This is a genomic window from Aliivibrio sp. S4MY1 (assembly GCF_028765545.1).
In the GTDB taxonomy this organism is placed as follows: Bacteria; Pseudomonadota; Gammaproteobacteria; order Enterobacterales; family Vibrionaceae; genus Aliivibrio.
On sequence record NZ_JARACP010000013.1, the window covers coordinates 27110 to 52226 of the forward strand.

The 25117-nt window shown below is 38.6% G+C and carries 15 protein-coding genes; 12 read left to right on the forward strand and 3 right to left on the reverse strand.

Annotated features, from left to right (window positions below):
* Positions 1-52 precede the first annotated feature (52 nt).
* The 3 genes from PVK71_RS14885 to PVK71_RS14895 are packed head-to-tail and all read right to left on the reverse strand — an operon-like array spanning position 53 to position 5704.
* Positions 53-2689, reverse strand: a complete 2637-nt coding sequence (locus tag PVK71_RS14885) for an MlaD family protein (protein ID WP_274419689.1) — start codon at positions 2687-2689, stop codon at positions 53-55.
* Positions 2667-3893, reverse strand: coding sequence for a paraquat-inducible protein A (locus PVK71_RS14890; RefSeq protein ID WP_274419688.1), 1227 nt, complete (start codon positions 3891-3893; stop codon positions 2667-2669). The genes PVK71_RS14885 and PVK71_RS14890 overlap by 23 nt, the downstream gene beginning before the upstream one ends.
* A gap of 17 nt (positions 3894-3910) precedes the next feature.
* The gene (locus PVK71_RS14895) at positions 3911-5704 is read right to left on the reverse strand and encodes an ABC transporter ATP-binding protein (protein WP_274419687.1); all 1794 of its coding nucleotides are present in this window, start codon (positions 5702-5704) and stop codon (positions 3911-3913) included.
* A 97-nt stretch (positions 5705-5801) separates the two neighbouring features.
* On the opposite strand from PVK71_RS14895, the gene PVK71_RS14900 reads away from it, so the two are divergent.
* The 12 genes from PVK71_RS14900 (at position 5802) to PVK71_RS14955 (ending at position 25116) form a co-directional block, all read left to right on the forward strand.
* Positions 5802-6254, forward strand: coding sequence for a GAF domain-containing protein (locus tag PVK71_RS14900; protein WP_274419686.1), 453 nt, complete (start codon positions 5802-5804; stop codon positions 6252-6254).
* A 105-nt stretch (positions 6255-6359) separates the two neighbouring features.
* Positions 6360-6956 carry an RNA chaperone ProQ gene (proQ, locus tag PVK71_RS14905; protein WP_274421850.1) on the forward strand — a complete coding sequence of 199 codons (597 nt, stop codon included), beginning with the start codon at positions 6360-6362 and terminating at the stop codon, positions 6954-6956.
* Between the two features lie 50 nt (positions 6957-7006).
* Positions 7007-9025 carry a carboxy terminal-processing peptidase gene (prc, locus tag PVK71_RS14910; RefSeq protein WP_274419685.1) on the forward strand — a complete coding sequence of 673 codons (2019 nt, stop codon included), beginning with the start codon at positions 7007-7009 and terminating at the stop codon, positions 9023-9025.
* 279 nt (positions 9026-9304) lie between these two features.
* Positions 9305-9985: a hypothetical protein gene (locus tag PVK71_RS14915; protein ID WP_274419684.1), complete on the forward strand. Its 681-nt coding sequence runs from the start codon at positions 9305-9307 to the stop codon at positions 9983-9985.
* A gap of 158 nt (positions 9986-10143) precedes the next feature.
* The gene (pepN, locus tag PVK71_RS14920) at positions 10144-12747 is read left to right on the forward strand and encodes an aminopeptidase N (protein ID WP_274419683.1); all 2604 of its coding nucleotides are present in this window, start codon (positions 10144-10146) and stop codon (positions 12745-12747) included.
* Between the two features lie 108 nt (positions 12748-12855).
* Complete coding sequence (locus PVK71_RS14925) at positions 12856-13080, forward strand: DUF2835 domain-containing protein (protein ID WP_274419682.1); 225 nt, start codon at positions 12856-12858, stop codon at positions 13078-13080.
* A 320-nt stretch (positions 13081-13400) separates the two neighbouring features.
* Positions 13401-18239, forward strand: a complete 4839-nt coding sequence (locus tag PVK71_RS14930) for an NAD-glutamate dehydrogenase (RefSeq protein WP_274419681.1) — start codon at positions 13401-13403, stop codon at positions 18237-18239.
* Between the two features lie 267 nt (positions 18240-18506).
* The gene (pyrD, locus tag PVK71_RS14935; RefSeq protein WP_274419680.1) at positions 18507-19517 is read left to right on the forward strand and encodes a quinone-dependent dihydroorotate dehydrogenase; all 1011 of its coding nucleotides are present in this window, start codon (positions 18507-18509) and stop codon (positions 19515-19517) included.
* A gap of 218 nt (positions 19518-19735) precedes the next feature.
* Positions 19736-20275 (forward strand): cell division protein ZapC, encoded by a 540-nt coding sequence (locus PVK71_RS14940; RefSeq protein WP_130087079.1) that lies wholly within the window; start codon positions 19736-19738, stop codon positions 20273-20275.
* Between the two features lie 583 nt (positions 20276-20858).
* Positions 20859-22976, forward strand: coding sequence for a bifunctional 23S rRNA (guanine(2069)-N(7))-methyltransferase RlmK/23S rRNA (guanine(2445)-N(2))-methyltransferase RlmL (rlmKL, locus tag PVK71_RS14945; RefSeq protein ID WP_274419679.1), 2118 nt, complete (start codon positions 20859-20861; stop codon positions 22974-22976).
* Positions 22977-22982: 6 nt separating this feature from the next.
* A complete protein-coding gene (locus tag PVK71_RS14950; RefSeq protein WP_065591114.1) occupies positions 22983-23225 on the forward strand; it encodes a glutaredoxin family protein in 243 nt (80 codons plus the stop codon).
* Positions 23206-25116, forward strand: coding sequence for an ABC transporter ATP-binding protein (locus PVK71_RS14955; protein ID WP_274419678.1), 1911 nt, complete (start codon positions 23206-23208; stop codon positions 25114-25116). The genes PVK71_RS14950 and PVK71_RS14955 overlap by 20 nt, the downstream gene beginning before the upstream one ends.
* Position 25117 lies beyond the last annotated feature (1 nt).

Here is a 25117-nt window from a genome sequence, read left to right on the forward strand (position 1 = left end):
GGACTTAAATTAAAAAAGGCAGCCAATGTGAAGATTGACTGCCTGAATTTGATTATTTGTTTGGATTAGGAATCGCGGCATTCCACAAAGGCCAATCTTCTTCTGCTGTTTTATACAGCAGGTATGATTTATTCTCTTTTGCTTGTGGCTTTAGCTCTTCGTCATCAGGAGTAGAGAATGCAATACCGCCACGTAGAATACTATCTACAGTACCCGCTTGAACTTTTGCTCCACTTAATCCTATAGACATATTTACACCAGAAACATTCCAAAAAACCGTATTTTGGCGAACAAGATAGCTAAAGTCTGGATTAATACCAATAGTGAAAATAACACGGTCTGATAAATCGCCTAACTTAACATCTGTCACTTCACCCACTTCCATTTCTCTAAACAGAATAGGGGTTCCGACTTTAACTGAACCTCGAGTGATGGACTCGAGAGTATAAGTGGTTAACTTATCACCTTGAGATTGGTCAGTGAGTAAAAATTGAGTTTTTGTTTTTCCATTCCCAGGCGTTACTTGAATGTAGCTACCTAATAATGTATCAAGGTTTTCAGCACCTGATAGGCTAATACTTGGTTTTACTACCCAGAAATGACTGCCTGAAATTGCTATTTGGTTAACGTATTCAGGGTAAATACGTGCTTGTATGTAAACATTACTCTGTTTAAAGTTTGGTGATACTTTACTGACTTCACCAACAGAGACACCTTTATATTTAATGAGTGTTCCTTTAGAGATTGAATCGCTGTCTTTTGCAGTAAATGCGATAATTCGACCAAACTCTTGAGCTTCAGATAGATTAGAGTAGAGCTTCCATTTTTTACCTAATTTATTTTCTACACCTTGCATATTATCAAAGCCAATACCACCGCGGATCATCGACATTAATGGAGCCGCTTGAATATTAACGCCACTTAAACTAGCTTCAACATTCACTCCCGAGTAATTCCAAAATACGGTGTTATCTTCGATTAGATGTGCGTATTGTTTTTCAATATTGATCTTAATGTTTACACCATCATTACCTAAATCAAAGTCCGTCACTTTACCAACAACGAGATTACGATAGAGAATAGGACTATTTTTGGTAATAGGAGGGAGCTCTGGGCTAAACAGGGTAAGTTCAGTACTTTTTACTGTTTTGAATTCCGCTAATTCAGCCAATGAGCTGTTTTTAAATAAAGTATAGCTTTTTTGTTTATAGCCTTTACCTTCGCTAGTAAAGCTAATTGAGCCTGAAATTAGGGCTTGAGTTGGTGGAATATCAATATTTAAGCCAGAGTCAGTTAACTCTGCTGAAACACTGCCAGAAACAAAGAATTTGTTCTTTGATTTAATGAGATGTTTGTACTTCTCAAGGATCATGGCATCAAATTTAACTCTGTCATTAACTAACGCGACATGAGTAACTGAGCCGACTTTAATGCCTTTGTATGAAATAGCGGTATCTGGTGTTAAACCAAAAGATTGATCTGCATATAACGAAAAGGTGAGCGCTTTTGTATCTTGTTTAATCAGTTCTTGTTTTCGTATGGCTGTAAATGTTCGAGATTTATCTCCTTCACCTGGGATTAAGGTTAAGAAGTTACCGCGAACAAGGTTGCCAATATTTTCGACACCAGATAAACCAAGTTTTGCCTCTTCTAGAACAAATCGAGAACCATCGTTTAAATAATCGATAAATGCAGGCTCAACCGTTGCTGATGCAAGAATATCTTTCTTATCATCAGACAGTTTTAAACTGTTAATCTGACCAATTTCAAGGCCTCTATACATAATGGCCGAGCCGTTTGGGCTGATTTGGTTATTGTCTGGTAGAGTAATTTTAATTGAAATACCGCGGCCAGCGGTTTTGATATTACTGTATAGCCGGAATTCTTTCCCATTTTCAATGGCTTTACCGTCATCAGGAGAGTCTACCGCGATAGCTCCTCCAATTAAGGCTGATAAACTTTCCAGCTGAACATCAACACCATTAAATCCAATACTTGCCCCAACGCCACTGGCATTCCAAAAACGGCTTTTAGAGGTAATTAGATGAGCATATTCTTCTTGGATAAGTGCTTTTATTCGTACATTATCGGTTTTTTGGTCTAGCTTGAAATTGTACACTTCACCGATAGGGATCTTTTTATAGTAAATCTTTGAACCAACAGAAATAGATCCTAAGTCTTTAGAACGTAAGGTAACGCTTAACCCGCTAGAGTCAGGTTGAATGGCCGGAGAGTTGGCAAGAGCCGTGAATTTTGTTTTTAGATCGCCATTTCCAGGTAAAATAGCAATATAGTTACCCGATACCAAAGCATCTAGTCCTGAAATACCCGTTAACGAAGCTTGCGGCTTAACAAGCCAAAATTGAGTATTGTCTCTTAATAAGTTAGAGGCTTCTGGGTAGATGTCAGCATCAACATAGATATTAGAAAGGTCTTCAGATAAAGTGATGTTTTTCACCATACCGACTTCTAGACCCTGATAACGAATGGTTGTGCGGCCTGCGATTAGCCCTTGAGCATCCTCAAAATAGATTTGAACGCGTTGGCCCGCTTCAATAATAGCGGAATAGACGAGCCATCCACCAAGGCAAAGTGCAAGAAGTGGTAATATCCAAAGTGGGGATATCCCTTGTTCATTTTTGATGTTTACTTGTTCAACAGTAGAATCAAGATTTGTCGGTTCGCTCATAATTATCCCAAATTAGACGAGAATCAAAACTTTCAGCGGCCAGCATGGTAAATACCACAACTAAACCAAAGGCAACGGCACCAAGGCCTGGGGTAAAATCTAAAATTTGTCCGCGATCAATCAATGTCATCATAATAGAAATTACGAATAAATCCATGACTGACCATTTTCCAATCCATTTGACAGCACTATATATCGCCATTCTTTGCTGATGGAATACACTGCGTTTGAATTGAACACACAATAACAAGTAACCTAAACCAAGAATTTTAGCGACCGGAACTACGATACTTGCTACAAAAATGATAATGGCTATACCGTACATATCCGTTTTAATTAATCCTGCAACGCCGGAAAAGATTGTATCTTCTAGTCGCTTGCCGTTGGTTAGCAGAATCGAAATAGAAAGTACGTTAGCTGGTATGATAAAAATGGTTGCAGTTAATAAATAAAGCCACGTTTTTTGTATCGACTTTGGCTTTCTTGAGTGAATAGGTCGCTTACAACGGATGCAGTGAGTGCCACTTTGTTGAGTGAAGTGACAATGTTCACAATGGATTGATGTTTCAGGTCTAGTAATAGGTGCTTCAATCTTTTGTTGATGCTTTCTTTGCCATGCGCGCCAATAGCGTCGTGCGCTTACATGAGTCAATAAAAGTGAGGTAACAAAAAGAAGTAAAACAAGGCCATAAAGACCTGACCCAACGAAAATATCAGCATGGTCTTGAATTTTAAAGCAAGCGATAGCCAAACTAACTAAAAAGACATCTAACATCATCCAATCTTTTAAATGTTGAATAGTCGATACGCTTAGCCGAAAGAGAGTAAACCACTTTCTTCGTAAAGCTAGATGCGCAGATACCACTGAGCCACATACAAGAAAAGGCACAATAGAGCTGCAAAATAAAATTAATAAGCCAAGCATAGGGAAGCCTTCACTCATTAAGGTAATTGTCCCAGAGGGAAGTGTTGCAGGGATCATGACACCAAAAAGTTGAATGGTGACCATAGGAAAAAAATGGGATGGTATAAATAACAATAACGCAGCAACAGCGATAGCTAAATCGCTATTTAATGAAATACGGTTACCACGATAGAGTTGAGTATTGCAGCGAGGGCAGTGAGCATTTTGCTTTTTAGCTACCTTCGCTACTTCTACGACCAGATCACAGCCGTGGCAGCGACGAAACTTAGCGTCTTCCACGGTTGTTGTCCGATTGATTAACTTTGAATTGATCCATATAGCGTTTGATACAGTCCTTGCTGTGTAACCAGTTCATGGTGTGTGCCAGATTGAGATACTTTACCATCGTTCAGCACATAAATAGTATCTGCTTGTTTTACTGCACTTAAACGATGCGCCACAATTAAGGTGGTTCGTCCAACTAAAAAATCACTTAATGCTTTGTGCAAAGCAGCTTCTGTTGCGGTATCTAAAGCAGATGTCGCTTCGTCTAAAATAACAAATTTTGGATCCGTTAATACCATTCTAGCAATGGCTAAACGTTGTCTTTGACCACCAGATAATTTTACACCTTGGCGACCAATTTGAGTATCTAATCCATCAGTCAATTGAATTACAACGTCTTGCAGTTGGGCTACATCAAGCGCATTCCATAGTGCATCATCTGAATAATCTGAACCTAGTGTTAGATTATGCCTTAATGTATCGTTAAATAGTATAGGTTGTTGTAATACCACCGAGATTTGATTGCGAATTTTTTCAAATCCTACGTCTTGTGTATTGTGACCATTAAATAATATTTCACCATTAGTAGGTCGATATAACCCTAATAGTAGCTGAATTAATGTTGATTTACCGCCACCACTGGCACCGACAAGGGCAACTTTCTCACCACCACGAATGGTTAATGATAAATTATCTAAAACCTGTCGTTCCTCGTTATAGCTAAAATTAATATTGTTAATTTGTATTTCAGTTGCACTATTTGTAGCAAATGGGTTGATTGTAGATTCTACTTTTGGCTCTTCATCTATGTGTAATAAATGATTGATACGCTTAAGCGCCGCCGAGGCACCATACCAAGAAAATTGAATACTTAATAATTCTTGTATTGGCGAAAGCATTACCCAAAGATAGCTAAATATGGCAAACATTTGACCAATACTTAAATCACTAAGCAATACCATGATCATGGCTGCGGCTCTAAATAATTCAAAACCGAGTAAAAATAGAAGAAAGGAGAGTCGTCCAGCCGCTTCAGACTGCCATGTAAATTGGTCGGCACTGTGTCTTATGTCATCGGCTTGGTTTTTTAATTGGTCCAAAAATGCACGTTCACGGTTTGATGCACGTAATTGATAAATTCCATCTAAGGTTTCAATTAAGCGTGTTTGAAAACGTTCATAAGACTGGTTCTCTTTTCTTTTAAGATCTTTTACCCGGTTACCTAATTTTCGAGAGAAGTAGATAACAATAGGGTTTACTAAAAGAATAAAGAGACCAAGTTGCCAATTAATCCAAAGAAGGACGCCAGCGGTGCCAATAACGGTTAAAAAAGAGACAATAAAACGGCTTAATGTTGGGCCAAGGAACTTATCGATCGTATCTATGTCTGTAATAATATGAGAGTTAATGCCACCGCTACCGCGTGATTCGTATTCTTTCATACTGATGCGGCTTAATTTATCGAGTAACTGAAGTCGTATTTGATAAGTAATGGTTTTGGACACTAAGCTAAATTGTCGTCCTTGATAGATATTAAGTACTTGGCTGACAATGCGCATTAAAATGACCATGACGAGGACTAATAGGATATAACCTATAGGACCTTGCCAATGGGTGGGCAGTATTACATTTAATAGTTCAACACCCGTTGACGGTTTGTGTAATAACACTTCATCTACCATCAATGGCATGAGTAATGGGATAGGTACACTGATAAGCGTCGCGACAATGGCGATGATATTTGCTACAACCAAACGGCTTTTATAGGTTTTTGCTTGCCTAAATAGCCAATTCCAGTTAATTGTAGGGAGAGTAGTATTGCGCATGGTGAGAATGATTCCTATTATTATCTTTTCCATCGGCATTGTACTCAGTATAAATAGAGTCGCAAGTGATTGGTATAAATAGAGGAAAAATATAAAGATGGAATTGAAGCATTACGAGCGATTAACGCAGCAAGCGATAGGCTTGATTGATGGTGAAACGGATTTTATCGCTAACCTAGCAAACCTTAGTGCGTTATTAAATATGGAACTGGACGACATTAATTGGGTAGGTTTTTATCTATTTAAAGAAAATGAGTTAGTCTTAGGCCCATTTCAAGGTAAACCCGCTTGCATTCGAATTAGTGTAGGGAAGGGAGTGTGCGGTACTGCTTTTGCTACAGAATCCGTCCAACGCATTGATGATGTTCATCAATTTTCTGGTCATATTGCTTGTGACGCAGAAAGTAATTCTGAAATCGTGATCCCATTTTATAGAAATGGCGTATTGACTGGAGTATTGGATATAGATAGTCCAAATATTGCACGATTTAGCGAAATTGATGAAAAAGGTCTGGTTGATTTCATGAAAGAAGCAGAAAAGAGACTTTAATTGTCTTTCAGTAGTGGTTTTTCACGCTTAAGTATCTATAATAGCGGAATATCTTTACTAGAAATAAACCGAAATACGGCTTGAACCGTACTATCAGGAAACTACATGGAAAACTCTGAAAAATTAGCGAACAGCAAAGAAGTAATTGCATACATTGCTGAGCGTTTCCCGAAATGCTTTATTTTAGAAGGCGAAGCTAAACCTCTTAAAATTGGTATCTTCCAAGATCTAGCTGAGCGTTTAAGCGATGATCCTAAAGTAAGTAAAACTCAGCTACGTGCTGGTTTACGTCAATACACATCTTCTTGGCGTTACCTACACGGTGTTAAGCCGGGCGCATCTCGTGTTGATTTAGATGGTAACCCTTGTGGTGAACTAGAAGAAGAGCACATTGAACACGCTAAAGCTACTTTAGATGAGAGCAAATCAAAAGTTGCTGCTCGTCGTAAAGAACAAGCTAAAAAAGCAAGAGAAGAAGCAAAAGCTAAGAAAACAGCTCGTGCTGCTACTCCACCTAAGCGTCGTCCTCAACCAGCTGCTGCTAAGAAAGTAGAAAAGCCAGTTGAAACTCGTGCTCTAAACGCAGATGAAGTTACTGTTGGTAACAACGTAAGCGTTAACATGGGTAAAGGTAATATGCCTGCGACAATCGTTGAAATTAACAAGGATGATGTACGAATTCGCTTATCAAACGGCCTTTAAATGGTTGTTAAAGCGGAGAATCTTCGTTCATAAAGGAGCACTCCCGACGCATGAATTGTCGATTAAGAGTCTCGCTGATTGCTGCTGGCGTTATGCTAGCAGCTTCTGCGCACGCACTTGAAGCTAAGGTATTAGACGCCAAGTATTCTGAAACTGACTTACCAGTATTAACCGCAGAAACACAGCATGCTACTGCTAGTAAGCGTGTTACTTCTCGCTTTACGCGTTCTCATTATAAGCATTTCTCATTAGATGATGACTTTTCAGTTGCCATTTATGAGCGATACTTAGACATGCTTGATTATAATAGAAATATTTTTACTCAAGCTGATCTTACTTCATTCGCCCCGTTATCAACTAAGTTAGACGATCAATTAAAGATTGGGGACTCCCAAGCGGCTTTTGATATCTATAATTTATCATTGAAGCGTCGTTTTGAGCGTTATGTCTACGCACTTTCTCTTTTAGATAAAGAGTTTGATTATACGATTGATGAATCTCTTGAGTTAGATCGCTCTGAAGCGGCTTGGCCAAAAGATGAAGCTGAGTTAAATGAACTGTGGCGTAAACGTGTTAAATATGATGCTCTAAACTTGTCAATGACAGGGAAAGACTGGCCTGAAATCCAAAAGATGCTAGGCAAACGTTATAATAATGCACTTAAGCGTTTGACTCAGAGTCATAATGAAGATGCGTTCCAACTTTACATTAACGCGTTTGCACGTGAAGTTGACCCTCATACCAGTTATCTATCTCCACGTAATGCTGAGCAATTCCAATCAGAAATGAATCTTTCATTAGAAGGGATTGGTGCGGTATTACAAGCAACCGATGATTACACTGTAATTCGTTCATTAGTTGCTGGTGGACCAGCATTAACAAGCAAACAACTTTCTGAGGGCGACCGAATTATCGGTGTCGGTCAAGACGGTAAAAAAATTGTTGATGTGATTGGATGGCGTTTAGATGACGTTGTTCAACTTATTAAAGGACCAAAAGGGACAAAAGTGAACCTTGAGATCTTGCCAGAAGGTAACGATTCAAAAAGTCACACTGTCACAATCGTTCGAGATAAGATCCGCTTAGAAGATAGAGCAGTAAAATCTGAAGTGATTGAGCAAGATGGCAAGAAAGTCGGGGTATTAGAAGTACCTAGTTTCTATGTCGGTTTAGCTGAAGATACGAAAAAGCAGATTGATGAGCTGAAAAAACAAGATATTAGCGGCATTATTGTTGATTTACGTAACAATGGTGGTGGTGCATTAACTGAAGCTACTGCATTATCTGGATTATTTATTACTGGTGGCCCAGTAGTTCAAGTTCGTGATAGTTACGGTCGAGTAAATGTGAATGCTGATACTGATGGTGAGATCTCTTATACTGGTCCAATGACAGTATTAGTGAATCGCTACAGTGCATCTGCTTCTGAAATTTTTGCTGCAGCAATGCAAGATTATGGCCGTGCTGTAATCTTAGGTGAAAATTCTTTTGGTAAAGGAACGGTTCAACAACATAGATCGTTAAATCATATTTATGATCTTTTTGATAAACCGCTTGGTCATGTTCAATACACGATCCAAAAATTCTATCGAATCAATGGTGGTAGTACGCAAAATCTAGGTGTTGTGCCTGATATTGCATTCCCTACAGCGATTGATCCAAAAGAAACTGGTGAAAGTGTTGAGGATAATGCTCTTCCTTGGGACAGTATCAAAGCTGCCGAGTATGCACAAACCAATCAGATTAAAAATACGATTGAGCCATTAGCGAAAAAGCATGCAGAACGAATTAAAACGGATGAAGAATTTGGTTTTATTCAGGAAGACATTGCCCGCTATCAAGCTGAAAAAGACATTACAACTATTTCACTGAATAAAAAAGTTCGTGAGAAAGAAGGTGATGAAGCAGATGAACGCCGTCTTAAACGAGTGAATGAGAGACAAAAACTTCTTAAAGAAGAAGAATTTAAAACTCTTGATGATATTCCAAAAGACTATGACGTTCCTGATGCGTATCTTGATGAAGCCGTCGCAATTACGATTGATTTGGCGTTAATGAATCAAAAATAATGTGTTAATAAGTAATATTTATTAGCCATCTTAAACAGAAATCTATTTGGATTTCTGTTTTTTTTTGCCTAAATAAAAGCAAAGTATGGTTTTTCATCTAGGCTTATATTATGCCAATCAAAATAATACTAATCTTGATATCTAGTTAAGTCTTCTTTTTTATTGCCGATTTTTACTACGAAGTATTAGTGAGCAGATTTTCCGTTTGGTGTTATGCAAGTATTCATTCATAAGTTATACCGATTTTGAATGCTAAATTAGTATGAAATGGAGCATTGTATGAAAACAATAATTTTATTTTTCATTTTATTTTTCATTTTATTTTCTGTTACGTCTTTTGCTTCAGATGAAAGTATGACAATAGAAGAACGTAGGTCACTGACTTATTTTTCAAATCCTTTTCTAATTGGTGATTGGTATTTCTTCAAGCCCGCACATGTAGAAAATGATTATGATGTTTTACATATATCTTTAAGCTCAAATAATCAATTTCGTATTGAAATGATAGAGATGGCATCGAATACGGCGGAAGAGTGGGAAGGAAGTTTTGAGATCTCTCAAGATAGTATTCGTTTTAAAGGAAACGAAGATGAGTCTCAAATTTATCATTATCAAGTCAGCCATAATCGACTTTATCTTAATGGGGTTGAATTTTTTAAGGTAGTACCTGAACGCATTATCGGTTCTTGGAATTCGGAATTGGTGTCTGGTGAAGATATTATGGTAAGTAATGTGAAATCGTTAAACTTAAAGTTACGTTCTGACTTTATATTTTCACTTGAAGTGATCTCACACACCGGACAATCGAATCATCATATTGGCTACTATTATTTTGAGAATAATGATTTAGTTTTACTTTATGAAGAGGGTGAACAAGAATCAACTTTTCATATAACGGAAGATCTACTAGAGATTAAAAATGAACAGTTTGGTATGTACGCATTATTAGTAAGGCAGTGAATTATAAATGAAAGAATAATGTGACTCTAAGGATAGAAATATGAGACTAAAACTCTTTTTATTAACAAATCTATTAGATCTTATGCGAGAATAAGAGGGTTAACTAGTAACTATCACTAATCCTGTTTTTAAAGTGATAGACATCATAAGGATATATTATGAGCCAACAACCTCAGGCTAAATTTCGCAGTGATTACCAATCTCCAGAATTCACCATTTCAGATATCGATTTAGTTTTTGATCTTGATGATACAAAAACATTTATTTCCGCGACTTCAAAAGTACAACAACTAAAACAGTCAACGGATCTTCTTCTTGAAGGGGAAGGGATGACATTGACGTCTCTGAAAATAAATGATGTTGAGCATAAAGATTATACGTTAACAGATACACAGTTAACCATTCATAATGTAAGTGGTGATTTTACGCTTACCATTGTGACCGAAGTGAATCCACAAGAAAACACAGCCCTTGAAGGTTTGTATAAATCAGGCGATGGTTTCTGTACTCAATGTGAAGCAGAAGGTTTCCGTCGTATTACTTATTATCTTGATCGCCCTGATGTATTAGCGCGTTTCACAACAAAAGTGATTGCAGATAAAGAGGCATACCCACATCTGCTAAGCAATGGTAACCGTATTAGTCAAGGTGATCTTGATGGTGGAAAACACTTCGTTCACTGGGAGGATCCATTCCCAAAACCAGCGTATCTTTTTGCATTAGTTGCAGGTAATTTTGATGTACTCACTGATACGTATAAAACAAAATCAGGTCGTGATGTTGCACTTGAAATTTATGTTGACCAAGGTAATTTGGATCGTACTCCTCATGCAATGACGTCATTGATTAACTCAATGAAGTGGGATGAAGATCGTTTTGATCTTGAGTACGATCTTGATATTTACATGATCGTAGCGGTTGATTTTTTCAACATGGGTGCAATGGAAAACAAAGGCTTGAACGTCTTTAACTCTAAGTTTGTACTCGCAAAACAAGAGACAGCAACAGATACTGATTATCTAGGTATTGAAGCGGTAATCGGTCATGAATATTTCCATAACTGGACAGGCAACCGTGTTACTTGCCGTGATTGGTTCCAATTGAGTTTAAAAGAAGGTTTAACTGTTTTCCGTGATCAAGAGTTCTCTTCAGATCTTGGTTCTCGTTCAGTAAACCGAATTAATAACGTTCGTATCATGCGTGGTCCACAGTTTGCAGAAGACGCAAGCCCAATGGCACACCCAATTCGTCCAGAAAAAGTAATAGAAATGAATAACTTCTATACGCTGACTGTGTATGAAAAGGGCAGTGAAGTTATTCGTATGATGCACACATTATTGGGTGAAGTGAATTTCCAAAAAGGGATGAAACTTTACTTTGAACGTCATGATGGTACCGCGGCAACGTGTGAAGATTTTGTTTTGGCAATGGAAGATGCATCAGGGGTAGATCTTACTCAATTCCGTCGTTGGTACAGTCAGTCTGGTACGCCGACATTATCGGTATCTTCTTCTTATGATGCTGCAGCTCAAGAGTTTACTTTAGTTGTTAAACAACAAACTCCAGCAACAGAAGACCAAACTGAAAAGCTGCCATTACATATTCCATTGGACATTGAGTTATATGCTCAAGATGGAACGGTTATTGAGTTACGTTGTAACAATGAAAAAATTGATAACGTACTTAACATTACACAAGAAGAGCAGGTATTTGTATTCCAGCAAGTTTCTGAAAAACCAGTTATTTCTTTACTTCGTGAGTTCTCTGCGCCAGTTAAATTAAACTATGCATACACAGATGAAGAGCTGATTTTCTTGATGGTACACGCACAAAACGATTTTGCTCGTTGGGATGCCGGCCAAATGTTATTGGCGAATTATATTCGCACGAATATTACTAATGTACAAAATGGTCAAGCACTTGAATTACCAGAAGCGGTAGTCGATGCTTTCCGTGGCGTATTGCTAAATTCCGAGCTAGAACAAGCATTTATTACAGAGATGTTTGTGTTACCAAACCATAATGAAATCACCGGCTGGTTTGATACTGTAGATGTTGACGCGATTGATAAAGCGCTTGGTTTTATTAAACAGACATTGGCAGGGGAACTTCAAGATGAATTTTCAGCGACCTATCATAGTTTAAAGCAGGGGGATTACTCGGTTGATCATGATGCTATTGGTAAGCGTGCATTGCGTAATTGCGCATTAAGTTATTTAGCAAAAACAAACATTGGTGAGGCGTTAGTTCAAGCGCAATATCAAACTGCAGATAACATGACAGATACTATGGCTGCCATGGTTTCTGCGAATGCGGCTGAGCTTCCAATTCGTCAAACGTTAATGGATGATTTCAGTGCCAAGTGGTCTCACGATGGTCTAGTGATGGATAAGTGGTTCATTTTACAGGGTTCTAATCCAAGTACTGATGTTTTGAACATTATCAAAGAGACGATGAATCATAACGCATTTAGCTTGAAGAACCCGAACCGAACTCGTAGTTTAATTGGCTCGTTTGCTGCAAATAATGCCGTAAACTTCCATTCTAAATCAGGCGAAGGCTATGCTTTCTTAGGTGATATATTACTGGAATTAAACGAAAGTAACCCACAAGTGGCTTCTCGTTTAATTGATCCATTATTGAAGTTTAAGAAGTACGACAGTGATCGTCAGGATCTAATGAAAGCTCAACTTAAACGTTTGGCTGATCTTGATAACCTGGCAAAAGATCTGTTTGAGAAGGTAACCAAAGCATTAGCATAATATGCTGGGCTTATCGTTATAGTGAAATCAAAATGGTCAGTTTTTTACTGGCCATTTTTTTATTTCAGCGCCACAATATGCACTTCAACTATTAAAGATATTAAGTAAATGAACAAATTTTATTATTTTAGAATGAATGTGACGTATCAGGCTTTTCTAAGTCATTATTCAGGTGTTGCAAGTACTGTTGTGGTAATGACAGAACAGGGACTAAAGCTGCAATTACCCGCATCTCGATTTCGTTCATTTTTAACTCAATTAGGCGTCAAAGGTCGCTTTCGTTTAACGGTTGATCAACATAATCGTTTTGTAAATCTTGAGCAAGTAGGATAAACCTCTACCTTAATCACATTTCTAACTATAAAGCCTCTAGCACGCAAAAAAGTCATAACGTTTTATCCATATTATCCTTACAATATGAGGCGTATAAGCAGTATCAACTGCTACACTATATAAACCAATCGTAGTAAATAACAGGTCATCCTAGCTTGTTAAAATACTCGATAACTGCGTTGAAATTTTTGATTGTAGAGTAACTACTTATCGAAAAATTCCGTCTTGTTCTCAAGTATTTTTCCTTCGCTATTTCTGAACTCTTACTTACTGTGATTGGTAAAATAATTCTAAATCATAAGAAACGGAGCATTCGCTTTATGACGACGCGTGATCCTATCGTTCCAGTACTACTTGAGAAAGTGTACGCTCTAATTGCTGAAAAGCTTGTAATGCCTCAACAATCCCTAGTAACGCAACTTGCTCAGCGTTTATTTGCCAACATTGATGATGATGATTTACAGCAACGTAATGAATCGGATATGTACGGTGCAACCCTTAGTCTTTGGAACCATTTATCTGATGTGAATCTTTCTGATATCTCGGTTCGAGTTTTTAATCCAAAATTAAGCCAAGATGGCTGGCAATCAACCCATACAGTGGTAGAAATTGTTGCACCTGATAGCCCATTTTTAGTCGATTCGGTTAAGATGGCGCTAACCCGTCTTGATATGACAAGCCACTTTATGTTGCATGGACCACACTGCTTTACTCGTGATGAGAGCGGTGAGATTATTTCGGTATGCAGCAGTGATGGAAAAATGCAACAAACGTTATTTCATTTCGAAGTTGATCACATGAGTGATCTTTCTGAAATGGACACGCTTCAAGCTGAATTACTGTTGGTACTTGAAGATATTCGCCGTGTAGTAAATGAATGGCAACCAATGTCAGATAAATTAACCTCGGTAATTCAAGAACTTAAAGATAGTAAGTCCCCAATAGCAAAAGAAGAAGTGAATGAAGCAATTGAGTTTTTAACTTGGCTTCAAAATCATAACTTTACCTTAATGGGGTACAAGAATTTTGATTTAACGGCAGTGGAAGGCGATCATGAATTAACACCAACAGCAGATGTTGGTTTAGGATTATTCTCACTGGCTTCTCGTATTCATATGACAAAACTGTCAGAGATGCCATCTTCAGCACGCGCTGCAGCGAAAAAATCAGATTTATTAATCTTAACAAAATCAAATACTAAATCACGAATTCATCGTCCCGCCTATACAGACTACATTGGCATTAAGCGCTTAAATAAAGAAGGCAAGGTGATTGGTGAGCATCGTTTCACAGGGCTTTATACTTCAACAGCTTATAACCAAAGTGTGTCTAATATTCCGCTATTAAGCAATAAAGTAGAACGTATTTTAGAGACTAGCCAATACATTAAAGGCTCGCATTCTTATAAAGCACTTAGCAATATCCTTGAAACTTACCCTCGTGATGAGCTCTTCCAAGCAACAGAAGAAGAGATGTTAGAGGTGGGTACCGGTGTTGTTAAAATGCAAGACCGTGACTTGTTACGCTTATTTGTTCGTCGTGACCCATTTGGTCGTTTCTTCTCATGCATGGTGTATGTAACTAAAGAGCGTTATAACACAGAGCTTCGTCGTCAAACTCAACGTATTCTTAAAAACTATTTTGGTTCTAATCAAGAAGTTGAATTTACGACGTTCTTCTCTGAGAGTGCATTAGCGAGAACGCATTACATTATTCGTGTAGATAACAATAACGGCGACATTAATGTGAAAGATATTGAAAATAATTTAATGGAAGCTGCCTCAACATGGGATGACCGTCTATGTGATGTGATTGTGGCTAACTTAGGTGAGAGTAAAGGAACTGCAATAGCGAAGAAATACCAAAGCGCATTCCCTCGCTCATACAAAGAAGCAACACTTCCAGGTTCAGCAGTGGCGGATATTGAACGTCTTGAATTATTAAGTGATGATAATAAACTTGGTATGTTATTTTATCGTCCGCAAGAAGAGAAAAAAGGCTCTGCGAACGTTAAATTGAAACTGTTCCACCGTGATGAGCCAATTCACTTATCAGATGTAATGCCAATGCTTGAAAACTTAGGTTTACGAGTCATTGGTGAATCTCCATATGCCGTTAAGAAGAGTGATGGCTCGGTGGATTGGATTTTAGATTTCTCTATGATCCACAATGGTTCTGAAGAGGTAGATCTTCGTCAAGCTCGTGATCGTTTTCAAGAAGCGTTTGCACAGATCTGGAATGGTCAATTAGAGAGTGATGGCTTTAACCGTTTAGTACTTGGCGCTGGTCTTTCTGGCCGTGAAGTGACTATCTTACGTGCTTATGCTCGTTATATGCGTCAAGTGGGTTTCCCATTCAGTCAGCAGTACATCGAAGATACATTATCAACACATACCAAATTAGCAGTATCTGTGGTTGAGCTTTTTGAATTACGCTTTGATCCAAAAGCTGATTGGTCTGAGAAAAAAGAACAGAAAGCCCTTGATGCTATCTATGCAAGCTTAGATAAAGTAGAAAGCTTGGACGATGACCGAATTATTCGCCGTTATGTTGAGATGATTGTTGCAACGCTACGAACAAACTATTATCAACAAGATGAAGACGGTCAGCCTAAACCATGGTTATCGTTGAAACTGCAACCATCAAATATTCCTGAAATCCCAGCACCAGTTCCTGCATTTGAAATTTTTGTTTACGCACCAGATATTGAAGGTGTGCATTTACGTGGTGGTAAAGTGGCTCGTGGTGGTTTACGTTGGTCAGATCGCCAAGAGGATTTCCGTACCGAAGTACTTGGTTTGGTAAAAGCACAGCAAGTGAAAAACACGGTTATTGTTCCTGTTGGTGCAAAAGGCGGTTTTGTTTGTAAAAAGCAACATAACTTCACAACCCGTGATGATATCTTTGCTGAAGGTCAACGCTGTTACAAACAGTTTATTCGAGCGCTGTTGGATGTGTCTGATAACATTATTGAAGGTGAGGTTATCCCACCACAAAATGTGGTTCGCCATGATGATGATGATCCGTATTTGGTTGTAGCAGCAGATAAAGGTACGGCAACTTTCTCTGATTTAGCGAACTCAGTTTCAGAAGAGTACAACTTCTGGCTAGGTGATGCATTTGCTTCCGGTGGCTCAAATGGCTATGACCATAAGGCCATGGGTATTACTGCAAAAGGGGCTTGGGAATCGGTTAAACGTCACTTCCGTGAAATGGGAATTGACTGTCAAACGACTGATTTCACCGTTGCTGGTGTTGGTGATATGGCAGGGGATGTGTTTGGTAATGGTATGTTGCTATCAAAACATATTCGCCTTCAAGCGGCATTTAACCATATGCATATCTTTATTGATCCAAACCCAAACTCTGAAATTACATGGTCAGAACGTGCGCGTCTGTTTGAACTGCCTGGTTCTAGTTGGGAGGATTACAATAAAGATCTGATTTCTCAAGGTGGTGGTATTTTCTCTCGTCGAGCTAAGTCGATAGATCTTTCTCCTGAAATTCAGAAGATGCTAGGTACTCGTAAACAGTCTTTAGCTCCGAACGATTTGATTCAAATGATCTTGAAAATGGATGTTGATCTGTTGTGGAATGGCGGCATAGGTACTTACGTTAAATCAAGTAAAGAAACCAGCGCTGATGTAGGTGACCGTGCGAATGATTCCTTACGTATCAATGGCTCAGAGCTGAATGCAAAAGTAATTGGTGAGGGCGGTAATCTAGGTATGACTCAGTTGGGTCGTATTGAATATGGTCTAAAAGGTGGCCGTGTTAATACTGATTTTGTTGATAACGTAGGCGGCGTTGATTGCTCAGATAATGAAGTTAACATTAAGATCTTACTAAATGGTTTAGTGGCTAATGGTGATCTAACTTACAAGCAACGTAATGTTCTGCTAGAGAAAATGGAAGATGAAGTTGGTGAGATTGTTCTTGATGATGCGTATTGCCAATCAGAGTCGATCTCTGTGACTGAGCAACAAGGCATTTCATTAGTTAAAGAGCAGATCCGTTTTATTCATCATCTCGAAAAACAAGGCCAATTGGATCGTGGGTTAGAATTTATCCCTGATGATGAAACCTTGATTGAGCGTGAGAAAATGGGGCAGGCGTTAACTCGTCCAGAGCTTTCTGTTCTTGTTGCTTATGGAAAAATGGTACTTAAAGAGCAATTGGCTTGCGATGACATTGCAAATAACCCATATCATGCTGAGTTACTAACCACGTATTTCCCAACTGAGTTACAACGTAACTATAAAGCAGAGATGGATAATCACCCATTGCGTTCAGAAATCATTGCCACGTGTCTAGCAAATCAGATGGTTAATGAAATGGGTTGTAACTTCATCACTCGCTTGCAAGAAGAAACGGGTTACAGTGTCACTGATATTGCTAACGCATACTCTGCAACAAGAGCTATTTTTGAGTTTGGGGATTTATTTAAGCAAATTCGTAGCTTAGATAATATCTCAACCGCTGAAGCACAATATGAAGCTCTATTTGCAATGCGACGAACTATCCGTCGAGTGACTCGTTGGCTACTCCGTAATGGTTCACAAAATATGACGATTCAGCAGGTTATTGAAAAATATAAGCCAGCGGTTAATGACATTAAAGTGAACCTTGACAGTTACTTAGTAAAAGATGAGGTAGTGGAGCATATTGAACAAGCTAACCACTATTTAGAGATGGGTGTGCCATGTGAGCTAGGTAATGTACTGGCACGTTTAAGCAGCTTATATTCAGCAATGGATATTTCAGCAGTTGCTGTAGATATGGAACAACCGGTATCAACAACAGCACGCTTATATTATGTTCTAGGTGATAAGTTATCTCTGCATTGGTTCTTAACACAAATTAATAACCAAGGTGTTGACAACCATTGGCAAGCACTAGCACGAGCTTCTTTCCGTGAAGATTTAGATTGGCAGCAACGCCAACTAACACAATTGGTTCTGACTGAATATAAAGATGCAGAATCGGTGGAAAGTGCAATTGAAGAATGGTGTGAAAAGAATGCGGTTTCAATAGGGCGCTGGGATAATATTCTTAATGAATTTAAAGTCGGTTCTGTTCATGAATTTGCTAAATTCTCGGTTGCGTTAAGGGAGCTTACTTTACTAAATTTGAGTTGCACATCAAACGCAAATAAATAACCAATTGTTTGATTACTAAGCTCAGACAAACGTTTGCATAATAAATGGGAAAGTGGGTAAAAATTCACTTTCCTTTTTTATTACCCCGATAATTTTCTTATTAAGCTATATTTTTAATCTTTTTTAGTGAATTTTTATTCTATACTTTAATGTTGGTTTATTTTATTGCGATAAATAATGATGAATAAAGTACGATTAAGTTTGAATTGTGAATAAAATCAGTGAATAATGACTCCCCGTTCATACGGGACTTATTTTGGAGTTACAATGTTATACCGCATCGCCAGAGCTGGCATTTTCAAACTTGATGCTGAAAAAGCACATGACCTAGCAATTCAAAATTTCAAACGTTTCACCGGCACTCCTCTCGATTTATTCTATCGTCAAAAATTGGCTTCTAAACCTGTTGAAGTCATGGGCATTCAATTTAAAAACCCTGTTGGTTTAGCCGCTGGCCTTGATAAAAATGGCGAATGTATTGAAGCATTTGGTGCAATGGGCTTTGGGTTTGTTGAAGTAGGAACCGTAACTCCACGTCCTCAATCTGGTAATGATAAACCACGCTTATTCCGTCTTATTGAAGCGGAAGGCATTATTAACCGTATGGGCTTTAATAACCTAGGCGTTGATAACTTAGTTGAGAACGTAAAGAAAGCAAAATTTGACGGTGTTATCGGTATTAATATTGGTAAAAATAAAGACACCCCAATCGAAAAGGGTACGGAAGATTACCTAATTTGTATGGAGAAGGTATATCAATACGCGGGTTACATTGCGATAAACATTTCATCTCCAAATACTCCAGGACTGCGCACTCTTCAATATGGCGAAGCATTGGATGATCTTCTTTCTCAGTTAAAAGATAAGCAAAAAGAGTTAGCTGAAAAATACGGTAAGTATGTTCCTATCGCATTGAAGATTGCCCCAGATCTTGATGATAATGAATTAACTCAAATTGCTGACTCTTTAATGAAGTATAAAATTGACGGTGTGATTGCAACAAACACTACCTTAGATCGTTCTATGGTTGAAGGTATGAAGCATGCAGAAGAAATGGGAGGTCTAAGTGGTCGTCCTGTTCAAACTCGAAGTACTGAAGTGGTTCGTCGTCTTAAAGAGCTGCTTGGTGATTCTTTACCAATTATTGGGGTAGGTGGTGTTGACTCTTATGTTGCGGCAAAAGAGAAGATGATGGCTGGTGCAGATCTGGTTCAAGTTTACTCTGGCTTTATTTATAAAGGTCCAGCATTAGTTAAAGATATTGTGAATAATATCTAATTGTTATAAAAAGTAGCGAAAGTTGCTTACAGACTGTTCAAACGGAAGGGGGAATGAAAATTTCCCCTTTTTTTATTGCTAACCTCTTGTAAAATTAACGATTAATTACACCAGTATTATTTTGACTGAAAACACACATGAATTTTCAGCATAATTTGCAGTCATTGGTGATTGGCTATCGAAGGGATTCTTCCCATTTTTTCAAGAGAGAAATGATAATGCTTAAACCAAGTGATACATGGAACTGGTATTACGACAATAAAGCACAATCTCTAATGCTCGATTTAGGTATGGACATGGTCTTCCGTGTAAACCTTCCTTCTAAAGTGCTTATTGACGGTGCTTTTGATGCGTGCAAATTTTCTGTTGATGATGCCTCTGCCTATCAAATGTTCGTAGAACACATTTCTTATCTTCCATTATCAGAACCTCGCAAAGTAGAGCTTGCGCTTAATTGTGTTGCTGCTAAACGCTTTCACAAGCCAATGTTACCTAAGAGCTGGTTCTTTGAGCCTCAAGGCCAAGGTTATTTCCCTCAAGAGGGGGAAGTAGTGTCTCTAAAGAACGACTTAGGAGAAGGGCATTTCATTATTGTTGAGAATTATGAGTGTGCCAGTATGTGTATGCTTGTCGATATGGACTCATTTGCTCTAAATCCAACAAAATACATGGCATTTTGTGAACCGATTAAAGTGATGCATGATCGTATGGCTCAGATGCAGGTGGTCAACTCCGCTTATTATGCAATGGTAGGGTAGATAGTTAATCATTTCTTAATAAAAGCTCTGTAAAACAAAGGTCAGTGACTTTCTAGCATTAATCCCTCTTCAGTACCTATTTTTATCTTATTTCTCCCTTACTTCTTCTGTGTTGTTACCTTCCTAAAATCGCGCTATGAGCAAGATTATTCATTTCAATTCTTAGTTAAACACTTAGCATTCAATTAAAAACACCTCCAACACTGGAGTACTGTCATCTTAAAATTGAGAGGTTGAGCTAAGAATAATAAAAAAATACCATCCCTATATCAGTACTATTACTTAAATTTCGCGCCGTAATAACCTTAAAAATTCCGCATTTACCTCATTATGTAATAAACTTTCATGTAACTAAAGTTCTTGGTCTACTCCAGATTTCGCATGCAAACTGGCGTGCTTCATTGTCTTCTCACGGAAACGTATTGGTTTGATGTTAATTTATTAACTCTAAAATTAATTATTAAGCTTTTGTTTTAAAAGGCTTATGTACGGTGTTTGCTTGGGTATTTATCTGTAATCTATTTATCCTCTTTCAGTCAGATTCATGTATAATGCGAGGCAATTTAATAACGAAAAGAATCCCATGAAAAAATACTTAGCCATTACTTCTAAAGGCCTTGAAAACTTACTTGCAGATGAACTTATTGCGCTTGGTGTGACTGACCCTAAAGTGGTTCACGCTGGTGTTAAGTTTGAAGCGCCAATCGAGGTCGTTTATCGTTGTTGTTTGTGGAGCCGTATCGCTTCACGTTTCATTCAAATTCTTTCTGAGTTCGATGTCCGTGATGATATGGACTTATACCTAGGCGCATCTTCAATTAACTGGCCTAGTTATTTCTCTGCTGATAAAACGCTAGTGGTGGACTTTAACGGTACTAACCGTGAGATTCGAAATAGCCAGTACGGTGCTCTAAAAGTAAAAGATGCGATTGTTGACCGTTTTACAAAGGCTGATTTAGCGCGTCCAAACATAAGTAAAGTAGAACCAGACTTACGTGTTCATATGCGTTTATCAGGCGAGAAAGGGATTCTTGGTTTTGATTTAGTAGGTTCAGGCTTACATCAACGTGGCTACCGTACTGAAGCGGGTCGCGCACCACTTCGTGAAACGTTAGCCGCTGCGCTTGTTATGCGTAGTACATGGGATGACTCAAAACCTCTATTAGATCCAATGTGTGGTTCTGGTACCTTACTGATTGAAGCGGCACTAATGGCTTGTGAAATGGCTCCGGGTGTTAAACGTGAGAAATGGTGTTTTGAAGCTCTGACTGATTTTGATCCAGAAGTGTGGGCTGAGATTCGTTCTGAAGCTCGAGTTAAGAGCCGTCGCGGTGTTAAGAACGTTGATGCTCGTTTTTACGGTTTTGATCGTGATTATCGTGTTATTCAAACGGCTCGTGAAAACGCACGTCGTGCCGGTGTTGAAGATTTAATTACGTTTGATGTGGGTGATGCAACCAAAGTTGAACGTCCAGAAGGGTTTGAAAACGGTGTTATTCTTTGTAACCCTCCTTATGGTGAGCGTCTAAGTACAGAGCCTGCATTGATTGCATTGTACAGTGAGTTTGGTCGTCAACTTAAAGAAGAGTTTGGTGGTTGCACCGCATCTATCTATTCAAGCAATGATGATTTACTTGCTTGTTTACGTATGCGTGCAGATAAGCAATTTAAACTGAACAATGGTGCATTACCGTGTGTTCAGAAAAACTACTCAATTACTGAATCAGCTGAACGTAAAGAAGCGGTAAGTGTAGAGGTTGCTCCTGAATTCATGAACCGTCTTAAAAAGAACATGGGTAAGATTGGTAAATGGGCTCGTAAAGAAAAGCTAGATTGCTACCGTTTGTATGATGCTGATTTACCAGATTACAACGCAGCGATTGATGTATATAAAGAGTTCATCATCATTCAAGAATACGCGGCACCAAAAACGATTTCTGAAGATAAAGCGCGTCGTCGTTTAACCGATATGATCCGTGCAACAGTTCTAGTAACGGGTGTAGAAACAAACAACGTTATTTTGAAAGTTCGTCAAAAGCAATCAGGCAAAAATCAATATCAAAAACTGGCAGAGAAATCTCGTTACTTTGATGTGGAAGAGTACGGCGTAAAACTGATTGTTAACCTGCAAGATTACCTAGATACCGGTTTATTCTTAGATCATAAACTGACGCGTAAAATGTTAGGTGAAATGGCCGCAGGAAAAGATTTCTTAAACCTATTTGCTTACACAGGTTCAGCAACGGTTCACGCAGCTTGTGGTGGCGCGAAATCTACAATGACGATTGATATGTCTCGTACCTACTTAGAGTGGGCACAAAAGAACATGAATACTAATGGTCAGACGGGTACACAGCACCAGTTCTTACAAGCTGATTGTTTACAATGGTTACAACAAGCGGACGGTGAATTTGATCTAATCTTTATCGATCCACCAACGTTCTCTAACTCTAAGCGTATGGAACAAACGTTTGATGTACAGCGTGATCACATTATGCTGCTTGAAAACTTAAAACGTATGCTACGTGAGAACGGAACTATTGTATTCTCAAATAACAAACGTAACTTCAAGATGGATGATGCGGCACTAGAGAAAGCAGGCCTTAAAGCTAAGAATATTTCTAAGCAAACTTTGCCTCTTGATTTTGCACGTAATAAGCACATTCATAACTGTTGGATTATTACTCACAAGGAAGACTAGAGACGAATGATTACTCTCTATAGCACGGAAGGCTGCCACCTTTGCGAGCAAGCGTTTGACTTGCTTGTTGAGGTGGGTGTAGACATAGAAAAAGTAGACACGGTAGACATAGCGTTCAACGATGAGCTTTTCTCTCGTTACGGTGTCACAATACCAGTAGTGGCCAATGGCTTATCTGAGCTCAATTGGCCATTCAATATATCGCAATTAAAGAATTGGTTAGAAGACAATGGCATTACTTACAATTAATAATGGGCAATTAGCGTTTGGTGATCATCCGTTATTAGATAAATCTGATTTCGCTTTACAAGAAAACGAGCGTGTGTGTTTAGTTGGCCGTAATGGTGCAGGGAAATCAACGCTTATGAAGGTTATTGCTGGCGACATCATTATGGATGACGGCAAACTTCAAATTAATCAAGATGTGGTGGTTTCTCGTTTAGAGCAAGATCCTCCACGTAATGAAAGCGGAACAGTATTTGATTATGTATCAGAAGGTTTAGCTGAAGCGGGTAAATACTTAAAAGAGTATCACCGTCTTCTTGATTTGTTAGAAACTGATCCAAGCGAATCAAACATCAATAAGCTTTCTCGTGCTCAAGAAAAAATTGATCACTTAGGTGCTTGGCACTTTGATACGCGTATTCAATCAGTACTCGAATCATTAAAGCTTGATGGCCATACGTTATTAACGGATTTATCGGGTGGTTGGCAACGTAAAGCGGCATTAGCTCGTGCTTTGGTTTCTGATCCTGATGTATTACTTCTTGATGAACCAACCAACCACTTAGACGTAACGACGATTGAATGGCTTGAAACTTTCTTAAAAGATTTTAAAGGTTCAATCATCTTTATCTCGCATGACCGTGCGTTTATTCAATCAATGGCGACACGTATTGTTGATTTAGATCGTGGCAACTTATCTTCTTACCCTGGTAACTATGAAGAATATTTACTTGCAAAAGAAGAAGCGCTGCGTGTTGAAGCCGAGCAAAATGCTCAGTTTGATAAAGTGCTTGCTCAAGAAGAAGCATGGATCCGTGAAGGCATTAAAGCACGTCGTACTCGTAATGAAGGTCGTGTTCGTGCATTAAAACAATTGCGTCGTGAGCGTTCAGAACGCCGTGAAGTGATGGGTAAAGCCAATATCCAAGTGGATGAGTCAAATCGTTCAGGTAAAATTGTATTTGAAGCTGAAAACCTTCATTACTCAATTGATGGCAAAAACATTGTTAAGAACTTCAGCTTCAATGTTATGCGTGGCGACCGTATTGCACTGATTGGTGCGAATGGTTGTGGTAAGAGTACACTGCTTAAACTGATGCTTGACCAACTGCAACCTGATTCAGGTAAATTGCATTGTGGTACGAAATTAGAAGTGGCGTACTTTGACCAATATCGTGAAGCGTTAGATCCTGAAAAGACAGTAATTGATAACTTAGCAGATGGTAAACAAGAAGTAACTGTGGGTGGCCGTGAGCGTCATGCATTAAGCTACTTACAAGATTTCTTATTCTCGCCAAAACGTGCTCGTCAACCTGTGAAAGCATTGTCTGGTGGTGAGAAAAACCGTCTATTACTTGCGCGTTTGTTCCTTCGTCCAAACAATTTATTGATTCTTGATGAACCAACCAATGATTTAGATATCGAAACATTGGAACTTTTAGAAGAATTACTTGCCAACTATCAGGGTACATTATTATTAGTGAGCCATGACCGTCAGTTTGTTGATAACACAGTAACGACAAGTTGGATCTTCGAAGGTGAGGGCCAGATCGAAGAATTCGTAGGTGGTTATCACGATGCACAGCAACAACGTGCTAATGTACAGGCCACTCGCGATGCAATGGCACCTAAAGTAACAAAGAAAAAATCTGAAACTGTTGAAGTTAAAGAAACAGCAGTGCAAGCGAAGCCAAAGAAATTATCTTATAAGTTACAGCGTGAGCTTGAACAGCTGCCTGAAATATTAGAAAAATTAGAAAACGAAATTACTGAACTTCAAGAGAAAGTGAACGACGCGTCTTTCTTCCAGCAAGATCCTAAAAAGACAGATGAAGTCTTAGGGCGTTTAGCACAAGCTGAGCAAGAGTTGGAAGTTGCATTCGAGCGCTGGGAAGAACTTGAAGCTCTACAATAGG

What these genes read in the sequence shown, in the direction of transcription:
- PVK71_RS14885 (WP_274419689.1), bottom strand. Translation starts at nt 2,689, where the DNA reads ATGAGCGAACCGACAAATCTTGATTCTACTGTTGAACAAGTAAACATC.
- PVK71_RS14895 (WP_274419687.1), bottom strand. Translation starts at nt 5,704, where the DNA reads ATGCGCAATACTACTCTCCCTACAATTAACTGGAATTGGCTATTTAGG.
- PVK71_RS14900 (WP_274419686.1), top strand. Translation starts at nt 5,802, where the DNA reads ATGGAATTGAAGCATTACGAGCGATTAACGCAGCAAGCGATAGGCTTG.
- proQ (WP_274421850.1), top strand. Translation starts at nt 6,360, where the DNA reads ATGGAAAACTCTGAAAAATTAGCGAACAGCAAAGAAGTAATTGCATAC.
- prc (WP_274419685.1), top strand. Translation starts at nt 7,007, where the DNA reads ATGAATTGTCGATTAAGAGTCTCGCTGATTGCTGCTGGCGTTATGCTA.
- PVK71_RS14915 (WP_274419684.1), top strand. Translation starts at nt 9,305, where the DNA reads ATGAAAACAATAATTTTATTTTTCATTTTATTTTTCATTTTATTTTCT.
- pepN (WP_274419683.1), top strand. Translation starts at nt 10,144, where the DNA reads ATGAGCCAACAACCTCAGGCTAAATTTCGCAGTGATTACCAATCTCCA.
- PVK71_RS14925 (WP_274419682.1), top strand. Translation starts at nt 12,856, where the DNA reads ATGAACAAATTTTATTATTTTAGAATGAATGTGACGTATCAGGCTTTT.
- PVK71_RS14930 (WP_274419681.1), top strand. Translation starts at nt 13,401, where the DNA reads ATGACGACGCGTGATCCTATCGTTCCAGTACTACTTGAGAAAGTGTAC.
- pyrD (WP_274419680.1), top strand. Translation starts at nt 18,507, where the DNA reads ATGTTATACCGCATCGCCAGAGCTGGCATTTTCAAACTTGATGCTGAA.
- PVK71_RS14940 (WP_130087079.1), top strand. Translation starts at nt 19,736, where the DNA reads ATGCTTAAACCAAGTGATACATGGAACTGGTATTACGACAATAAAGCA.
- rlmKL (WP_274419679.1), top strand. Translation starts at nt 20,859, where the DNA reads ATGAAAAAATACTTAGCCATTACTTCTAAAGGCCTTGAAAACTTACTT.
- PVK71_RS14950 (WP_065591114.1), top strand. Translation starts at nt 22,983, where the DNA reads ATGATTACTCTCTATAGCACGGAAGGCTGCCACCTTTGCGAGCAAGCG.
- PVK71_RS14955 (WP_274419678.1), top strand. Translation starts at nt 23,206, where the DNA reads ATGGCATTACTTACAATTAATAATGGGCAATTAGCGTTTGGTGATCAT.